The sequence below is a fragment of the Yunchengibacter salinarum genome (assembly GCF_037658235.1).
In the GTDB taxonomy this organism is placed as follows: Bacteria; Pseudomonadota; Alphaproteobacteria; order Sphingomonadales; family Kordiimonadaceae; genus Yunchengibacter; species Yunchengibacter salinarum.
The window spans coordinates 21,336-37,837 of record NZ_JBBJLN010000007.1 but is presented as its reverse complement, the minus strand read 5'-3'; the positions used below and the strand labels follow the sequence as shown (position 1 = coordinate 37,837).

The window sequence follows — 16,502 nt, the reverse complement described above, 5'->3', positions numbered from 1 at the left end:
TGGGGCGGTGGACGGGTCATATCAGGCCGCGCTCTTCCAGATTCTGCCATTTCTCCGCCGGGATGGACAGGCGGGTTTTAAGAATGTCCCGCGTGGCCGCCCGGTTGCGGGCATCCACCGGATCGTGGCGGCGGGGATCATAATGATCCAGATAAAAGCGCGGGTGCACGTCAAAGTCGCTCGCTTCTTCTTCCGTGTCGAAGACGGTTTTCATGACATGAAACCCCCTTTCACTCCGGCAGGTCCGCCGGGTTGAGCCGTAGAATCGCGCTGTCTGGCGCAATGAAAAAATCGGGATGGGCCGCGCGCAGGCGGGGCATTTGGCTGGCCAGGCTTTCCACCGCGTCATCCCGGATCAGGGCCAGTGTCATATAGCGGTGATCCTCCGCCCCGAAACCTGCCTTGAAATGGTGCAGGGCGGTCTGGTTGGGCCATGTGCCGCCCCAGTTCCAAAAGCGATAGCCGTCAGCCGCGGCGGCGCGCATGGCGTGCCAGAGCAGGAACGGATTGGCCTGCATGGGCCGCCCCTCGGCGGAAATGCCGGGCATGAGATACTCCACCCGATCGCCATATGCCAGGGTGAGCAGGTAGGAGACTGGCGTGCCTTCCCGCCATGCAACGCGCAGGGCGGCCATATGCTCAGGCAGGGTGCGACGCAGGGCGGTCAGGGCTTCAAGGCTTTTGTGGCGACCGCCCACGGCATCCATATTGGCCTTGTGCCATGTGTGAAAGCGGCGCCAGTGATCTTCACAGTCGGGCTCATTGGCGGTGATTTTTGTTGCTTCCAGCCCGGTCTTCAGCGCCTTGCGCACCGGGCGGCGCATTCGCCCGCGCAATGTGGCCATGAGGCGCTCGTCAAGGGTTTCCGGCGGGTCCGGGTCCGGCAGGGGTGTGATCTGGCACAGCCGGTCGCTGGGCACCACCACATAGCCGGACAGGGGCCTGCAATAGGCGCGCCGCGTTTCTTCCGGCGGAAGATGCAGCGTGGCGCTTGCCACGTTTTCCCGCTTCAGAAATTGGTGAAAGGCGGCGATCAGGGCATCGCGGATTTCCCCGTCAGCGCGTCGCTTCAACCAGCAGCCGCCCAGGCTGCCGAACCAGGGCATACTGTTGATCAGCGGGCCGATGGCCTCCTCCCGCCGCGCGAAGGGCAGAACACCCGTCAGTGTCTCCCCGCGCCAGGCCGTGAGCACCGTGACAGGCGCCTCTGCCGCGACTTCCAGAAAACGCCAGAAGGCGGGCGCGCCATAGGGGGCCGCGGACTCAAAGGCGGGCATGGTCTGCTCAAGAGCATTAAAGACGGGCCCGTCCAGGGCGTTTTCCTCGACCCGGATATGGGTGGCCTGCGCCGCTGTCATGTATCCGGCGCCAGCTTGCCATAAATGTCGTAAAGGCGCCCGTGCCGCCCGCGCAGCATCACGCGGGAGCCGTCAAAGAAGCGGGCATAGCGGATCTCATCCACTCTGGTGGCCGGGGTGCCGGTGATTTTGTAGATGGGGCCGGCAAGCTGCACGGCGTCCGCGGCCCGATAATGAAATGCCACCAGCCGGCGCGGCCCGGTGGCGCGCTTCGGCCCGGTGGCATGGGCGGCAAGCGTGTGGTGCATGGTAACATCGCCGGCCTTGAGGCTGACGGTTTGCTGGGGCTGGCTGTCCAGCATATCCAGATCCCGGCACTGGTACAGGAATTTCCCGTCCTCGTCATGGGGCAGCACGCCCCAGGTGTGGCTGCCCGGAATAAAGCGCAGTGGGGCGTGGTCCTCGGTTTCGTCATCCAGATGAATGCCGACGGTCACCATGTCGCCATTGGTGTGGGGGGCCAGCGCATAGTCCTGATGCCAGTTGATGCGGGCCTTGTCGCCGGGCTCAACGGGCATGGAGTTGATCTTGGTGTGATGAATTTCCACCTGGTCGCCGATCAGCTTGCGGACAATGGCGAGGATGCGATCGTCGAGCACCATGTCGAAAAAGGCGGGATGGCGATAGGCGGCATCCGGCTGCGGCGGTAATTCATCCTTGGCCAGTTGCAGGGCGCCGTCGGCCACGGCGGAGTCGTATGCGTCCCGCAGGGTTTGCAGGTCCCTGGCGGTCAGCAGATCCGGGATCAGGCAGAAGCCAAGGCGGTCATAGGCCCGCTTGATGCCGGGTGCGTCGCTCGCGCTCACTTCCCAGTCCGCGCGGGTGCAGGGGACGGGTTCCAGCAGCGTATCCGGTTGGGGGTGAACATGAGTCATGGTGTCTCTCCGTTAGCCGGGCGGTATTCTGTCTGTATAGCGACATGCACGGTCCGGGCCAAGTATCCGGGCGCGTAAAAAGCGACGGTCTCAGGCCACTGGCCGGAAGCGCCCGGAATAGCAGGCTTCCTCTTCATGGAAATACACGCTTTCAAGGCCGGCGGCGGTAAGGTCCGCGCTGACTTCCTCCGAACTGAAACGTTTGGCGTTGGATGGGGAATACCAGTCGAAATTGGTCATACGGGACGTGGCTTCGCCAAGCTCCGGGCTCCAGAAGCATTTAAGGAAATGCCAGTAAATGAACCGCTGAATGTCGTATTCGCCGCCCTTGATGCCGAGAAGCGGGATATCCGGTGCGGTGAAGCGGGTGTCCAGGTCGCTGAGACGGCGCCCCAACTCGGTCAGCCCGTCCGCCAGCTCCCACAGCTCTTCCGTGCTGTAGCGGGCCACATTGGCGCGGAAATAATCATCTACCAGTTCCCTGGGCAGCGCCTTGCGTGCATACCAGTAGCACAGCACTTCGCCTGCCGGTGCGGTGACGCGGGCCAGTTCCTTCAATGTCTCCCGCGGGTCTTCCGTATGCATGATGACTTGATCGCACAGGGTCAGATCAATGCATCCGGGTGTCAGGCCGGTGGTCGCGATATCCCCCCGGACAAAGGCGATGTTGGGATGCTCGGCGCCATAAGTGTCCCTGGCGATGCGAATGGCGTCGGAGGTGTCCATGGCGATCACGCGGGCATGGGGCGCCAGACCGGCGAGCCATGCCGCCTTGTAGCCGAGCCCGGCACCGGCATCCAGTATGGTGGAGACATTGGCGAGATGCGCCTTGAGTGCGGCCTCGGACTCGAAACCGTACAAGGTGCAGAACCAGCGGCGCTGAAAAGTTACCAGCTTGTTCTGCTCGTTGGCGTCCTCTTTCGCGTATTGATCCCATTTCTCCGAAAAGGCATCGGTGGTCTGGTCCTGATTGGGGCGCGCCTCAGTCGTTTTGGCAAGATGCAAAAGGCCGTCTTCGTCAATCCGGGGTGGCGCGTGAAAAAGGTCGGAAACATCCATGGGGTCGATCCTTTGCCGGGGTTGGGTTAGATGGCTTTCAAGGCAACCACCACACGCTCATAGTCCGCCTGTGACATCCGGTTGTGCAGGGGAATGGCGAGACTGTGCTCCGCTGCCTGACGGGCGCCGGGAAAGGCATCGGGTTCAATATTGAAGCGCTCCCGGTAATAGCCCTGCATATGCACCGCATGGGTGCCGGGGCGCGTGGCGATGCCCGCCTCATTAAGCCGGTCCATGATGGCATTGCGTGGCATGGGGCTGCGGCGCTCGTCCACGCAGGTGACGAATGCCTGCCAGGCGTGCCGCCCGCCTTCCGGTTCCTGGGGGCAGTGCAGCCAGTCCAGATCGGCGAGGGCGTCCCTGTACCGGGCGGCGGCGTCCGCCCGTTCGTCGATGAAGCGGTCCAGCTTGCCAAGTTGCACCAGCCCCACCGCGCCCTGAAGATCGGTCATGCGGTAATTGAAGCCCAGCATGTTGAATTCAGGCATGATATGGGGGCGGGGGCCGTGATGGCGCTGCTCCTCGCTCACTTCCGCGCCGTGATTGCGCAGTTTTTCCATATGATCCGCCAGCGCTTCGTTCATGGTGGTGACCATGCCGCCTTCGCCGGTGGTGATCGATTTTCGCGGGTGAAAGCTGAATGCCGCGGCATCCCCCAGGCTGCCCGCCGGGCGTCCCTTGTAGCTGGCTCCGGCGGCGCAGGCCGCGTCCTCGATCACGGCCACATGGTCGGGCAGGCCCGCCTTCAAGCGGTCCATGTCCGCGCAGAGCCCGAACAGATGCACCGGGATGATGGCGCGGGTGCGCGGCGTTACACGGCTCAGCGCATCGTCCATATCCAGATTGAAGCTGTGCGGGTCCACATCGGCGAACACCGGGGTGGCGCCGCAATAAAGCACCACATTGGCGGTGGCGATCCAGGTGAAGGCGGGTACGATCACTTCGTCCCCCGCGCTGATGCCGAGCGCGACCAGCGCCAGATGCAGCGCCGTGGTGCAGCTTGTGGTGGCCAGTGCCCTGGGTACGGCGTGGCGTTCGGCAAAGGCGGTTTCGAATGCCTTGACCTTCGGCCCCTGGGTCAGCCAGCCGCTTTCCACCGGCTCACGCAGGGCTTCCCATTCGTCTCGCCCGGTGTCCGGCTCGGCGATCTGGATGCGTCTGGATGGGGTGCTGTCCGGCATGGCCGTGTTCCTTTTCGGTTGGACTGTCCAAGGGCCGTGATGTTCAGGCTTTCTGGCTGTTACGCCACCGGATCAACCGTTCAAGGCCGTCTTCCAGATCGATGCGCGCCTCGAAGCCGAGTTCGTCCCGCGCCCGCTCGACGGCGCCCACACGGCTTTTCACCAGCCCCTTGTGGGTGGCGGGACGGTACTGGACCGGCTGTTCGCTGCCTGTGAGTGTGACCAGCTTTTCCGCCAGTGTTTTCAGGCTGGTGCGCTTGCCGGTTCCCACATTGTAGAATCGATCCGTGGCCGCCGCCTTCATGGCGCAGATATTGGCCCGCGCGCAATCCTCCACGGCGACAAAATCGAACTCTTCCGCGCCGGACCCGATCACGGTGGGGCCTTCGCCGCGATCAATGGCATCCAGCATTTTCATCATGACCGCGATATAGGCGCCTTTATAGTCCTGCCGGGGGCCGTACACATTCATATAGCGCAGACCCACATAATCCAGCCCGTACCGGTGGTGGAAAGCGCGCAGCATGGCTTCGCCGCAGATTTTGGTGGCGCCATAGAAATTCTGGTTGTTGAAGGGGTGTTCTTCGTCCATCGGGTCATAGGCCGCATCGCCGTAAACCGAGGCGGAGGAAGAATAGACCAGCCGCTTTACGCCCGCCTTCACGCAGGCTTCCATCACATTGAAGGTGCCGGCGATATTCACGTCGAACGCCGCGCGGGGATAATCATAACATTGCAGCAGCCAGAGCGCGGCAAAATGGAATACGCCATCCACCCCATCCATGGCCGCGGCCAGTATGTCTGTCTGGGTGATGTCGCCGCCCGCCTCGAACAGACGCACCCGCGGGTCTTCAAGGGCGCCCGCTATGTTCGCCATGGTGCCACGGGTGAAAGTGTCATAGATGATGATTTCGCGCACATCCTCGGCCAGAAGCTGGTCCAGCGTGTGCGAGCCGATCAGCCCTGCGCCACCGATCATCAGAATGCGTTTGCCGGTGAGATCCATGCGTTTCTTCCCTTCCATTTTTTCGCCCGTTTTAAAAGGGTTTAATCCAAAAGGCCGTTGGGCGTAAGGTTGAAAAAGCCGGGTTGGGCAAGGTGACCGGGCAACAAGCAAAAACGGGGCCAGTCGGGCGCGTTTCCAGTGACCGGCATCATTCTTGCGTGGCCATGGGCAGGCCGGGGAACGGGGTGGCCGATGGGGCCGGTCAGGTTTTGGAGAGACTGTATGTGTGGCATTACGGGCTTGATTCACGGTGACGGGCGCGCGGCGGAACCGCGCCGTCTCAGAGTCATGGCCCGAAGTCTCGCCCATCGCGGGCCGGACGGAGAAGGCGTGTATACGGATGGTGCCATGGGTCTGGGGCATCGTCGGCTGGCGGTGCTGGATGTGAGCGCGGCGGGGCACCAGCCGATGATTTCGGCGGATGGGCGCTTCGCGCTGGTCTATAATGGAGAGCTGTACAATTTCCGTGAGCTGCGCCGTGACCTGGAGGGACTGGGGCATGTCTTTCGCTCCACCAGCGACACGGAAGTGGTGCTGCACGCCCTGATGCAATGGGGCCCGGATGCGCTGGAACGGTTCAACGGCATGTTCGCGCTGGCGTTCTGGGACGGGGAGCGGCGGGATCTTCTGCTGGCCCGCGATCGCTATGGCATCAAGCCGCTTTATGTGGCCTGGACGGGCGATACCTTTCTGTTCGGGTCCGAGGTGAAGGCGCTCCTGGCCTCCGGCCTACTTCAGGCTCGCATGGATTGTGACGGGCTGGTGGAATATCTCACCTTTCAGAACTTTTTCACCAACAAGACGCTGTTCGACGGGGTGAGCCTGATGACCCCCGGCAGCTATATGGTGGTGCCGGTGGATCGGCCCGATGTTCCCAGGCGGGTCATCTATTGGGATTATGACTTCCGTGACGTGGAGCAGGGGCTTGCCGAAGCGGATTATGTGGAGGAACTGGATCGCCTGCTGCAACAGGCGGTGAAGCGTCAACTGGTGAGCGACGTGCCGGTGGGGTCGTACCTGTCGGGCGGAATGGATACGGGGGCGCTGGCCTGCATCGCTTCCCGTGATATCGAGGACATGACCACCTTCACCATCGGGTTCGACCGATATTCCGCCTCAGGGTTGGAGCAGGCGATGGATGAGCGGCCCAAGGCCGAACACATGTCCTATCTGTTCAAGACCCGCCACTATGAGATGGTGCTCAAGGCCGGTGATATGGAGCGTGCCATTCGCAACATGACATGGCACCTGGAAGAACCACGGGTAGGGCAGAGCTATCCCAATTTCTATGCCAGTGACCTGGCGAGCCGGTTCAACAAGGTGATGCTGTCCGGCACTGGCGGGGACGAAATGTTCGCGGGCTATCCGTGGCGCTATTATCGCACGGTTCAGGCTCATGATTTTGAGGACTATATCGACCGCTATTACGCTTTCTGGCAGCGACTGATCCCCAATTCCCGGCTGTGGCGCGCCGTGGCCCCCATCCGGGAGCGGGTTGGCGATGTATGGACGCGGGATATCTTCCGCGACGTGTTCCAAAAGCACGCGCCGGGCCTGACGCGCCCCGAGGACTATGTGAACCATTCCCTGTATTTCGAGGCGCGCACCTTTCTGCACGGCCTGCTTGTGGTGGAGGACAAGCTGTCCATGGCCCATGGGCTGGAGGCGCGCGTACCGTTTCTGGATAATGATCTGGTGGATTTCGCCATGCAGGTGCCGGTGAAATGGAAGCTGGCAAATCTTGCAAAAATCAAGAAGCTGGATGAAAACGAACCCGGCAAGCTGAAGCGCTTTTATCACCAGACGCGCGACGGCAAGAAAGTGCTGCGCAAGGTGCTTGGCCGCTATGTGCCGAAGGAGATTTCCGAAGGCATCAAGCAGGGCTTCAGCGCGCCGGATGAAAGCTGGTTCAAAGGGGAGAGCATCGACTTCGTGCGCGAAACCTTGCTGGACCGAAACGCCCGCATCTATGACTATCTGGACCCCGACGAGATCATGGACATGGTGTCGGATCATCTGGAGGGGCGGGAAAACCGCCGCCTCCTGATCTGGTCCCTGCTGTATCTGAACCAGTTCTGCGAAGCCTTTGACATGGACGGCACCGCACGTTCCCATGGCGTTTTGTAAGACTTATATGGCGCTGCCTGATTTCGCAGGGACTGATTGTAAAATGATAATCATACCTCTGGAAGGTGCACCTTTGCCCCTATCTCTTCAATGCGAGGGCGGACCTTCTCAAAATAAACAGGACTGATTACCAGTGCCACATGTTTGATCCCCAGTTCCGGGATTTTCTGGGGGCCTTGGATTGGGCGCCCATGAATTGAATTCCCCCAGATGCTGTCATTATCATCAAGATAGGCCGCGATCTCGTCAGGGGGAAACCCAAGGTAGAAAGGTGCAAACAGACCTGAAGCGGCCAGGCCAAAAATGGCCCACTGGCTACCATCCCTTTTTGCTGACTCGCGTGCGTTTTCAATCGCGCTCATTGCCGCGCGTGCAAACTCTTCGTTTTTGTGAACGATATCCTGGTTTTCGGATACGGGATTGTAAGGATTGGAAACCGGTTCACGGTCTGCGATCAGTGCGGCGTGAACGGCCACCCCCATGTGACGGATGTCTTTTACAGAAAATCCGGCTCGGCTCGCAAGGTTTCGAATACTTTCAGGTGTTAATTTTGATAGGTGATCAACTGTGAAAACATCATTCGGATTTTTGGTGAAATCGGGGACTCGAATAAAGCATATCCCACCTTCTTTGAGGAGGGCGCGCTTCCATTTCAGCATGTCCAGGGGGTTCTGGACATGTTCAAGGACTCCCAATGATAGCACCACATCATAGGTTCCTTCGTCCTTCTGGTACTCAGTATAATCACATCGTTCTATTTCAACATCAGGCAATTTTTCTTTTAAAATTTCATATGCTTTTCCTGGCTCGAAAGCGTGCAATTCAAGATCAGGGCGCTTGTCTTGCAAATGCCCCATAAAAAACCCTTTTCCTGCGCCTGCTTCGAGAATTCGCGCACCCTGGTTGGGGTTCACCATCTCAAGAAAAAAATCGCATGAGCGTTGCGATTGAGACTTTGCGCCATCATTTGTAAATGATTTAATCTCCGAATCTTTACTGAACATCATCAGTTGGTACATATTTTTGTAAAAGTCGTCAATGTTCTCACGTACGCCTGACATGTTGAAAACTAATCCGCAGTCTTGACAAACTCTATTCATGATACTGCAATCAGGAACCACCATTTGGTCGGATGATACACAATGACCCCGGTGTTCCGGATAGAAAGAGTTGAGATTTGTTGACTGACAGACAGGGCAGGACATTTGTTGCACCTCGTGTTTTTGTGACCGCTTTCGGAGCGTAAGAGGTCGGCTGGGCATCCGCAAGGTTCTCTTTATGCTTTTGGGATATACGGAAAATTTGTGTTTCTTTCAGAAATACTTGAAACATAAATCTAAATAAAAGGAAAATAAGATGAAGATATTTTTTGGAACTCAAGAGATTGCCTCTATAATATCTGACGTCAGTGCGGGCCTGAAAAGTTTGGGTCATGAAGTTCATACCTGTCTTTGGTCTGAGCCAAAACTTTATAAATATAATAAATATGATGAGTATACTGATATTGTTGAAAATATGAAATCATTCAGAAAATTTCAATCAAATCCGCTTGAATTTTTGTATTATGATAAATATAAAATAGATAACCTTTATAATTATTTCACAAGTTATGACTTGTATATTTTCCAATTTGGAAGAAGTTATATTGGAAACCTTGAAGAAATTGAATTTTTGAAGAATATTGGGAAAAAAGTTATATGTATATTTAATGGTTCAGACGTTCGTGTGCATGATGCTTTCATTCAATTTTCAGAATTAAATGATTTTGATCCTCCTCCATTGGTGCGTGAGACATCAGATGATCGGGGGCTTACGATGAATCAGAAGCTCAAAATATTACGATTGGCTGAGCGCTCGGCGGATACGTTATGGGGGAGTATGGGGTGCATGACCATGGCTGTAAGGCCATTTTTTGAGAGTCCTCCCACGATCCGTCAAGACGTTCTCACTTATCGAATTCCGGCTAGAGAACGACCTCTTGTGGTTCACGCGCCGACAGCTCCGAAATTTAAGGGCACCGAAAAAATTATTGAATCTGTGGAGGCATTGAAGAGTGAAGGATATCAATTTGATTTTGAAATAATACAAAATCGTCCAAATAAAGAAGTATTGGAGATATTGCGTGATACTGACATTGTAATTGACCAGCTTTTTAACCTTAAACCCGCACGTTTGGCAGCGGAGGCAATGTATTGCGGGTGTGCTGTGATAACTGGTTTGCGTTCTGATATTGTGCCGGTTCAGGAAGGTTCGGCACCAGTAGAGGCTGCTAATGCTCGGTGTTTTAAAGACCAGTTGGCCCGTCTCATTGTTGATCGCGAACGCAGGGTGAAAATGGCTGAGGCTGCACATCTTTATGCGGCGCGTAATTATGGCCATGTAAAGCGCGCGCAAGATATTTTGGACAGCCTTGATCGCGCCAAGACAAATGACTTTGACGTTTGGCCGAGATTTTATATCGACGACTATATTCCAAGAGAGGCGGATCCGGTTAACGCAGAAAACCGGGAGTTGACACGGCAGATTTTAATGAAACATCAGGACTTGAGCCCACAGGAATGGGAAAGATTGAGTGCCAGGCATTTGATTTGACCAGGATAGGGTCAGCACGCTTCGATTAACTTTTTAAGGATAAGGTTCAGATTTTCTTCTGCCAGATAGGCGTGGAACGGAATGCTGAACACCTCCATGGCCGCTTTGCGGGCCTCAATGCAGGGCGGGTGCGCGGTGCCGTTGAAAGCCGTCTGGTCCGGCAGGGCCCTGGGGTAATAGATGCCGCAGGGGATGCCCGCCTTTTCGAGGGATGCCATTAGCGCGTTCCGAGAATTATCGGGGGCGCGCAGGGTGAAAAGCGCGTGGGCGCTTGCGAAGCCCGTTGGTTCTGCCTGCATCTGGAACCGGCCGGCAAGCCGCGCGCGACAGGTTTCGGCAATGGCGTCCTTGGCGGCGCGTTCCTGATCCAGATGGGTCAGTTTTTCCAGCAGGATGGCGGCTTGCAGCGTATCCAGCCGGCTGTTCATGCCGATCCGCACATTGTCGTATTTTTCGGCCCCCCGCCCGTGCAGACGCAGGGAGGCCACCCGCTCGGCCAGGTCATCCCGGTTGGTGAAGACGGCGCCGCCATCCCCGGCGCAGCCCAGTGGCTTGGCGGGGAAGAAGCTGGTGGTGGCGATGTCGCCGAAACTGCCCGCCTGTCGGTCGCCGATGGCGCCACCGAATCCCTGGGCCGCGTCCTCGATCAGAGCCAGTCCGTGGCGCCGGGCGATGGCTTCAAGCCGGGGATAGTCCGCCGGAAGGCCGAAAAGATCCACCGCGATGATGGCGGCCAGGCGACCATTCCCGCCTTTGGCCTCAAGAATGGCGGCCTCAAGCGCGTCGGGGCAAAGATTGTATGTTCCGGGGTCGATATCCACGAAAACCGGGGTGGCACCCTGAAGCGCGATCACTTCCGCCGTGGCGAAAAAGGAAAAAGCGGTGGTGAACACCAGGTCGCCCGGTCCCACGCCCAGCGCCATCAGCGCCAGTTGCAGCGCGTCGGTGCCATTGGCGCAGCTCAGGCAGTGGCGCACGCCCACCCGCTCCGTCAGCGCGGATTCCAGTTCCCGTACTTCCGGGCCCATGATGAATTTGCCATGATCCAGTACGGACTTGATGCGGCGGTCGATGGCCGGGCGCATGGCTTCCATCTGGGCGTCCAGGTCTATGAACTTCATGGCTGATGAGGCTCCGTCCCTGTGGTGATGTATTTTTCGCGATAGCCCGGAAAGCGCGTAATCATTTCTTTTTCCGTCGCCCGCCCCATGCGTTTGCGTGGTGCGTTCGCGGGAAGGTGCGCCTTGGGCCGATTATGCAGATGGCGAGGAAAGTCGGCCAGCAACGTGATCTCATTTTCATAATGACGCGCGGCTAGGTCGGCAAGGCTATCGTCGGCCCGGACGGGCGTGCGGGCATAGGCGCGGACGGTGCCGCTGTCCACCGCCGCGTCGATTTCATGCAGGGTGATTCCAAGCGGCAGGCCGTCATGAATCGCCCACTTGAACGCATCCAGTCCGCGTGCGGTGGGGATCAGGCCCGGATGGGCGTTGAGGACGGGGCCGCCAAGGGCAAGCGCCGGGTCGATCAGGCCCGCTCCGGTGATCACATAGTTATCCATCGGCCCGATGGGGGCCTTGCCGTCCCACGGTTCCACGGCAAGGCCATAAGCGCCAGCCAGTCCGGCAGGATCGCGACCTGTGGATTGGTCGGGTCGGTGGTTGAACAGGACTGGCCGCGCGGGGCGGGGCGTGAAGGGCAGGGTGAACAGCACCACGTTTTGAAAGCGGTGCTGCGCCAGCAGGCGGCTGACCACCTGATCCGTTTTCAGGTGCGGGTGGTCATAGGTGATGATGCCAAGGCTGAGGTCGCTCAAACCCGTCATGCCACCTGGCCGATCCGGTGCAGCAGGGGGTGGCTTTCCCCCCGGATCGGGCCGGTTTTCATGCGCCGCAGCGCCGAGACGGTCTCCACCGCCGAGCGTGTGTCTTCCAGCGTATAACCGCGGCCCGCCAGGATTTCCCTGTAGCTTTCCGTGTGCAGGTCGGTAAATCCGCTGGAAAATTCCAGTTCCTTGCCGTCAATACTGATGGAGCGGTAGGTGCGCTGACCTTCCGCGCGCACGTCGTCCGGCAGGGTTTCGGCATCGGTGGACAGGAACCAGCGCACGCGCGCCCCTTCATATTCCAGATAGCCGGAGGCGGTGGTGTTCGTGTTCAGGTGCAGGTGATTTTCCTGAACCCGGCCAAACAGATGGTGCAGCATGTCGAAGAAGTGCACCCCGATATTGGTGGGCACGCCGCCGGACTTTCGCACATCCCCTTTCCAGGACACGCCGTACCATCGCCCGCGGGATGTTATGTATGTCAGATCCACTTCGCGCTTGCTGTCCCGGCGTGATGTCGTAACGTCCTGTTTCAGGGCCTGAATGGCGGGGTGCAGGCGCAATTGCAGAATGGTGTTCACGCTCTGCCCGGTTTCCGCCTCTATTTCCTGCAAGGCGTCGATGTTCCAGGGGTTCATGACCACCGGCTTTTCACAGATGGCGCGGCTGCCGGAACGCAGGGCAAAGCGGATATGACTGTCGTGCAGATAGTTGGGCGAGCAGATGGACACGCAGTCCAGCCCGTCGCCATTGCGGCGCATCTTGTCCACATGGCGATCGAACCGCTCGAACTCGGTGAAAAAGTGACAGTCCGGGAAGTAGCTGTCCAGAATGCCGACGGAATCGCTTGGGTCCAGCGCGGCCAGCACCACGTTTCCTGTATCCCGGATGGCCCGCAGATGGCGCGGGGCCACATATCCGGCGGCGCCGATCAGTGCAAATCGCCTGGCCATGAGAGTTTTCTCCCTCCTGCAGCAATGGGGTGGCAAGCCCGCCACCGGCTGGTTTCGGTCTGCCACGGACGGAGCAAGAACCGTGCCGGGGGTGTGTTTTCCCGGCCGGATTCAAGTATCCGCGCATCGGTCCCGTGCTGTCAAGGCAGGGGCCGGGAAGGGCGGGCCTGACGCCGCTGTATGCCTCTCCGCTATGGGGGTTTGACGCCCATCCGGCGCGCGGGCTATGTAGAAAGGGGTTGGGGCAGGGGCCGGTGCCGACCGGGGTGCGCAAGATACGCCCCTCCGGGGGGTGTGCCTCGCATCGAGCAAGCAGTGGCCCGTGCAAGATGGAAGTGATGCGCTTATGTCTATCCGATCGATACTGATTACGGGGGGAACCGGTTCTTTCGGGCGGCGACTGCTGCGGTACCTGCTGGACAATTCCGATATTCCCCGCATCGTCATTCTGGCACGGGGGGAATTCGCCCATTTCGAGATACAGAACAGCCTGACCAAGGCTGAACTGGACCGGGTGCGGTTTTTCATCGGGGATGTGCGCGACCGGGATCGGCTGATGATGGCTTTCCGGGATGTGGACGTGGTGTTCCATGCGGCGGCCCAGAAGCAGGTGCCACTGGCGGAATACAATCCCTTTGAATGTATCAATACCAATGTGATCGGCGCGGAGAACGTGGTGCACGCGGCGATCCGCTGTGATGTGAGGCAGGTGATCGCGCTGTCCACCGACAAGGCCGTAAACCCGATCAATCTATATGGCGCCAGCAAGCTGGCCTCGGACAAGATATTCGTCGCGGCCAATGCCACCGCGGGCGCGGGCGGCACCCGCTTTTCCGTGGTGCGCTATGGCAATGTGCTGGGCTCCCGCGGGAGCGTGATCCCCTATTTCCGCAAATTGAAGGCCGAGGGCGGCGATCATTTCCCCATCACCGATACCCGTATGACCCGTTTCTGGATCACACTGGACGAGGCGGTGCGCTTCACCCTTTCCTGCCTTGACCTGATGCGTGGCGGGGAGATTTTCGTGCCCAGGATCCCTTCTACGCTGATCACCGATGTGGCCCGTGCCATCGACCCCGATATGCCGCACAAGGTGGTGGGCATTCGCCCCGGCGAGAAGTTGCACGAAATCATGATCACGGAACACGCCGCCCCCCATACGCTGGACATGGGGGACCGCTATGTGATCGAGCCGGAATGGACCTTCCGCACCCGGAAATCCCTGCGGGACAAGGGCTACAAGCCGGTGCCGGAAGGTTTTGCCTATTCCAGCGACACCAATGACCAGTGGCTGGACGGGCAGGCTCTGCGCAGCGTGCTTGAAACGCTGTAGGAAGTATCATGACTGATGCGTTCTTGCCTTATGGTCGCCATAGCCTGGATGCGGGCGATGTGGCCGCCGTGGTGGAGGTTCTGGAGAACGGCCCGCTGACATCCGGGCCCATGGCGGATCGCTTCGAGGCGGCCTTCGCCGACGTGGTGGGGGCCCGCGAAGCCGTTGTGGTGGCCAATGGAACCGCTGCGCTGCACCTGGCGGCGATCGCTGCCGGGATCGGGCCGGGCGATCAGGTGATTGTTCCCGCCATAACCTTTCTGTCCAGTGCCAGCGCCATGCTGATGGCGGGGGCGGAGGTGGTGTTCGCGGACGTGGACCCGGATAGCGGCCTGATGACGGCGGATACGCTCAGGGCGGCGCTTGACCGGGCACCGCAGGCCAAAGCCGTGGTGGGGGTGCATCTGAACGGTCATTTGCTGGATATGGCGGCCCTGTCCCCGATTCTGGATCAGGCCGAACTCGTCATGATCACCGATTGCTGCCATGCGCTGGGTGCCCGCCACGGGGACGGGGCGGCCCCCGGCAGCGGGCGGCATGAGAGGCTGGGCACCTTTTCCCTGCACCCGGTCAAGGCGATCGCCATGGGGGAGGGCGGGGTCATTACCTGCCGGGACGGGGAGACCGCGGCGCGGCTAAGGCGGCTGCGCTCCCACGCCATGGAACGAAATGCCGCCAACTGGACCAACAAGGCGCTCGCCTTTGACCGGGAAAGCGGTGACCCCAATCCCTGGTATTATGAAATGGCGGAACTGGGCTTCAATTACCGGGCCAGCGATCTGCACTGTGCCCTGGGGCTCAGCCAGCTTGCCAAGCTGGATCGTTTCATTGCCGCCCGTGCCCACATTGCCGCCCGCTATGACGATCTGATCGGTCGGCATCTGCCGCCGCACCTGGTGCGGCCCGTGGCGCGGGGAAGCGAAACTTCCGGCGGCTGGCATCTGTATCCGGTTCAGGTGGATTTTCAGGCGGCGGGCACGAGCCGCGCGCGTGTGATGGCGCGTTTGAAGGCGGACGGCATCGGCACGCAGGTGCATTATATCCCTTTGCACCGCCAGCCCTTTTTTGCCGAGCGCCATGACGGTACCGCTCTGCCGGGGGCGGATGGCTATTATGCGGCGGCGCTCAGCCTTCCCATTTATCCCGATCTGCCGGAAGACGGGCCGGATCGTGTGGTGGCCGCATTGTCCCGCGCGCTGGGACTGGCCTGAATTCTGGCGTTTTAGTCGGTATTTGCGAATGCCATGAAAAGACCCGGTCGGATTTGCCGACCGGGTCTTTCCCGAAACAAGAGCGTTTGAGCCGTACCGGTGCGCTGTGACCGATCCGCTTAGCCGCCGAACAGCGACAGGATGGTCTGCGGCGACTGGTTGGCGATGGACAGGGCCTGAACCCCAAGCTGCTGTTTCACCTGCAATGCCTGAAGGTTGGCGCTTTCCTTGGCCATGTCCGCATCCACCAGATTGCCGATCCCGGTTTCCACCACGTCGGACAGCAGGCCCGCGAATTCGCGGCTCTGTTCCAGCCCGGTGGCGCCGGAGCCAAACCGGGTCAGCACCGAGTTCATGTTGGAAATGGAGGCGTTGAGACTGCTTACGGCAACAGATGCCGTGTCCTGGGTCAGGATGTTCTGGGTGCCGGAAATGGTGATATTGCCGCCGCCGAGGGTCAGGTTTTCATGGGCCACCGTGAAGGTCTGGTCGGCATCGGAATTGGTGATCGCCACCACCGCGTCATTGCCGCCATCCACCAGGTTCGTGCCATTGAATTCGGCATTGGTGACGATGGAGGTGATCTGGTCCCGAAGCTGGGTGAAGTCCTGGCTGAGCGCCACGCGGCTGGCGCTGTCCAGCCCCTGGTCCGCCGCCGCCACGGCTTTTTCCTTCATTTCCAGCAACAGGTCGGAAATCGAATTGGCTGCTGCAAGGGCCACATCGGTGGCCGAAATGCCCCTGTCCAGCGATTGCTGCACGGCGTTCAGGCCGCGCTGATCGGCGCGAAGTTTCTGGGCGATGGAAAAGACCGCCGCATTGTCCTTGGCCGAACTGACCTTGAGGCCCGTATTGATCCGGGACTGGGTGGTTTCCAGTTCCTGGTTAGTCCCGTTCAGATTGCGCAGGGCGCTCAGGGCGCTGCTGTTCACATTGATCGAGAAGCTCATTGTCCTCTCCTCCTCTAACGCTCTTGTTCCAC

Annotated in this window: 15 protein-coding genes; 4 read left to right on the top strand and 11 right to left on the bottom strand. The window is 59.4% G+C overall.

Annotated elements, in window-relative coordinates; translation table 11 throughout:
• Positions 1–16: 16 nt before the first annotated feature.
• The 6 genes from WGH93_RS08885 to WGH93_RS08860 form a co-directional block, all read right to left on the bottom strand.
• Positions 17–214, bottom strand: coding sequence for a hypothetical protein (locus WGH93_RS08885; protein WP_374764526.1), 198 nt, complete (start codon positions 212–214; stop codon positions 17–19).
• A 16-nt stretch (positions 215–230) separates the two neighbouring features.
• Positions 231–1,358: a GNAT family N-acetyltransferase gene (locus tag WGH93_RS08880; protein ID WP_374764525.1), complete on the bottom strand. Its 1,128-nt coding sequence runs from the start codon at positions 1,356–1,358 to the stop codon at positions 231–233.
• Entirely contained in the window at positions 1,355–2,233 is an 879-nt protein-coding gene (locus tag WGH93_RS08875; protein ID WP_374764524.1) for a phytanoyl-CoA dioxygenase family protein, read from the bottom strand. The genes WGH93_RS08880 and WGH93_RS08875 overlap by 4 nt, the downstream gene beginning before the upstream one ends.
• A gap of 90 nt (positions 2,234–2,323) precedes the next feature.
• Positions 2,324–3,292, bottom strand: coding sequence for a class I SAM-dependent methyltransferase (locus WGH93_RS08870; RefSeq protein WP_374764523.1), 969 nt, complete (start codon positions 3,290–3,292; stop codon positions 2,324–2,326).
• A gap of 26 nt (positions 3,293–3,318) precedes the next feature.
• Positions 3,319–4,473, bottom strand: coding sequence for a DegT/DnrJ/EryC1/StrS family aminotransferase (locus WGH93_RS08865; protein WP_374764522.1), 1,155 nt, complete (start codon positions 4,471–4,473; stop codon positions 3,319–3,321).
• 43 nt (positions 4,474–4,516) lie between these two features.
• A complete protein-coding gene (locus WGH93_RS08860; protein ID WP_374764521.1) occupies positions 4,517–5,479 on the bottom strand; it encodes an NAD-dependent epimerase/dehydratase family protein in 963 nt (320 codons plus the stop codon).
• A 222-nt stretch (positions 5,480–5,701) separates the two neighbouring features.
• On the opposite strand from WGH93_RS08860, the gene asnB reads away from it, so the two are divergent.
• The gene (gene asnB / locus WGH93_RS08855; RefSeq protein ID WP_374764520.1) at positions 5,702–7,606 is read left to right on the top strand and encodes an asparagine synthase (glutamine-hydrolyzing); all 1,905 of its coding nucleotides are present in this window, start codon (positions 5,702–5,704) and stop codon (positions 7,604–7,606) included.
• Between the two features lie 50 nt (positions 7,607–7,656).
• Here asnB and WGH93_RS08850 read toward each other — a convergent pair whose 3' ends face one another.
• On the bottom strand, positions 7,657–8,667 hold the full coding sequence (locus WGH93_RS08850) for a class I SAM-dependent methyltransferase (RefSeq protein WP_374764519.1): 1,011 nt from the start codon (positions 8,665–8,667) through the stop codon (positions 7,657–7,659).
• Positions 8,668–8,962: 295 nt separating this feature from the next.
• Between WGH93_RS08850 and WGH93_RS08845 the strand changes: the two genes are divergently transcribed.
• The gene (locus WGH93_RS08845; protein ID WP_374764518.1) at positions 8,963–10,198 is read left to right on the top strand and encodes a glycosyltransferase family protein; all 1,236 of its coding nucleotides are present in this window, start codon (positions 8,963–8,965) and stop codon (positions 10,196–10,198) included.
• A gap of 11 nt (positions 10,199–10,209) precedes the next feature.
• On the opposite strand, the gene WGH93_RS08840 is transcribed toward WGH93_RS08845, so the two are convergent.
• From WGH93_RS08840 to WGH93_RS08830, 3 genes are read right to left on the bottom strand one after another with little or no spacing between them, the layout of a single operon-like run.
• On the bottom strand, positions 10,210–11,319 hold the full coding sequence (locus WGH93_RS08840; RefSeq protein ID WP_374764517.1) for a DegT/DnrJ/EryC1/StrS family aminotransferase: 1,110 nt from the start codon (positions 11,317–11,319) through the stop codon (positions 10,210–10,212).
• Positions 11,316–12,023: a formyltransferase family protein gene (locus tag WGH93_RS08835; protein ID WP_374764516.1), complete on the bottom strand. Its 708-nt coding sequence runs from the start codon at positions 12,021–12,023 to the stop codon at positions 11,316–11,318. Before WGH93_RS08835 ends, WGH93_RS08840 begins: the two co-directional genes overlap by 4 nt.
• Positions 12,020–12,976 carry a Gfo/Idh/MocA family protein gene (locus WGH93_RS08830; protein ID WP_374764515.1) on the bottom strand — a complete coding sequence of 319 codons (957 nt, stop codon included), beginning with the start codon at positions 12,974–12,976 and terminating at the stop codon, positions 12,020–12,022. The genes WGH93_RS08835 and WGH93_RS08830 overlap by 4 nt, the downstream gene beginning before the upstream one ends.
• Before the next feature lie 346 nt (positions 12,977–13,322).
• Here WGH93_RS08830 and pseB point away from each other — a divergent pair, with 346 nt between their 5' ends.
• Positions 13,323–14,309 carry a UDP-N-acetylglucosamine 4,6-dehydratase (inverting) gene (gene pseB, locus WGH93_RS08825; protein ID WP_374764514.1) on the top strand — a complete coding sequence of 329 codons (987 nt, stop codon included), beginning with the start codon at positions 13,323–13,325 and terminating at the stop codon, positions 14,307–14,309.
• A gap of 8 nt (positions 14,310–14,317) precedes the next feature.
• Positions 14,318–15,520, top strand: coding sequence for an aminotransferase class I/II-fold pyridoxal phosphate-dependent enzyme (locus WGH93_RS08820; protein WP_374764513.1), 1,203 nt, complete (start codon positions 14,318–14,320; stop codon positions 15,518–15,520).
• Between the two features lie 119 nt (positions 15,521–15,639).
• Here the strand turns inward: WGH93_RS08820 and WGH93_RS08815 are convergent, their stop codons facing one another.
• Positions 15,640–16,470, bottom strand: a complete 831-nt coding sequence (locus WGH93_RS08815; RefSeq protein WP_374764512.1) for a flagellin — start codon at positions 16,468–16,470, stop codon at positions 15,640–15,642.
• Between the last annotated feature and the right edge of the window lie 32 nt (positions 16,471–16,502).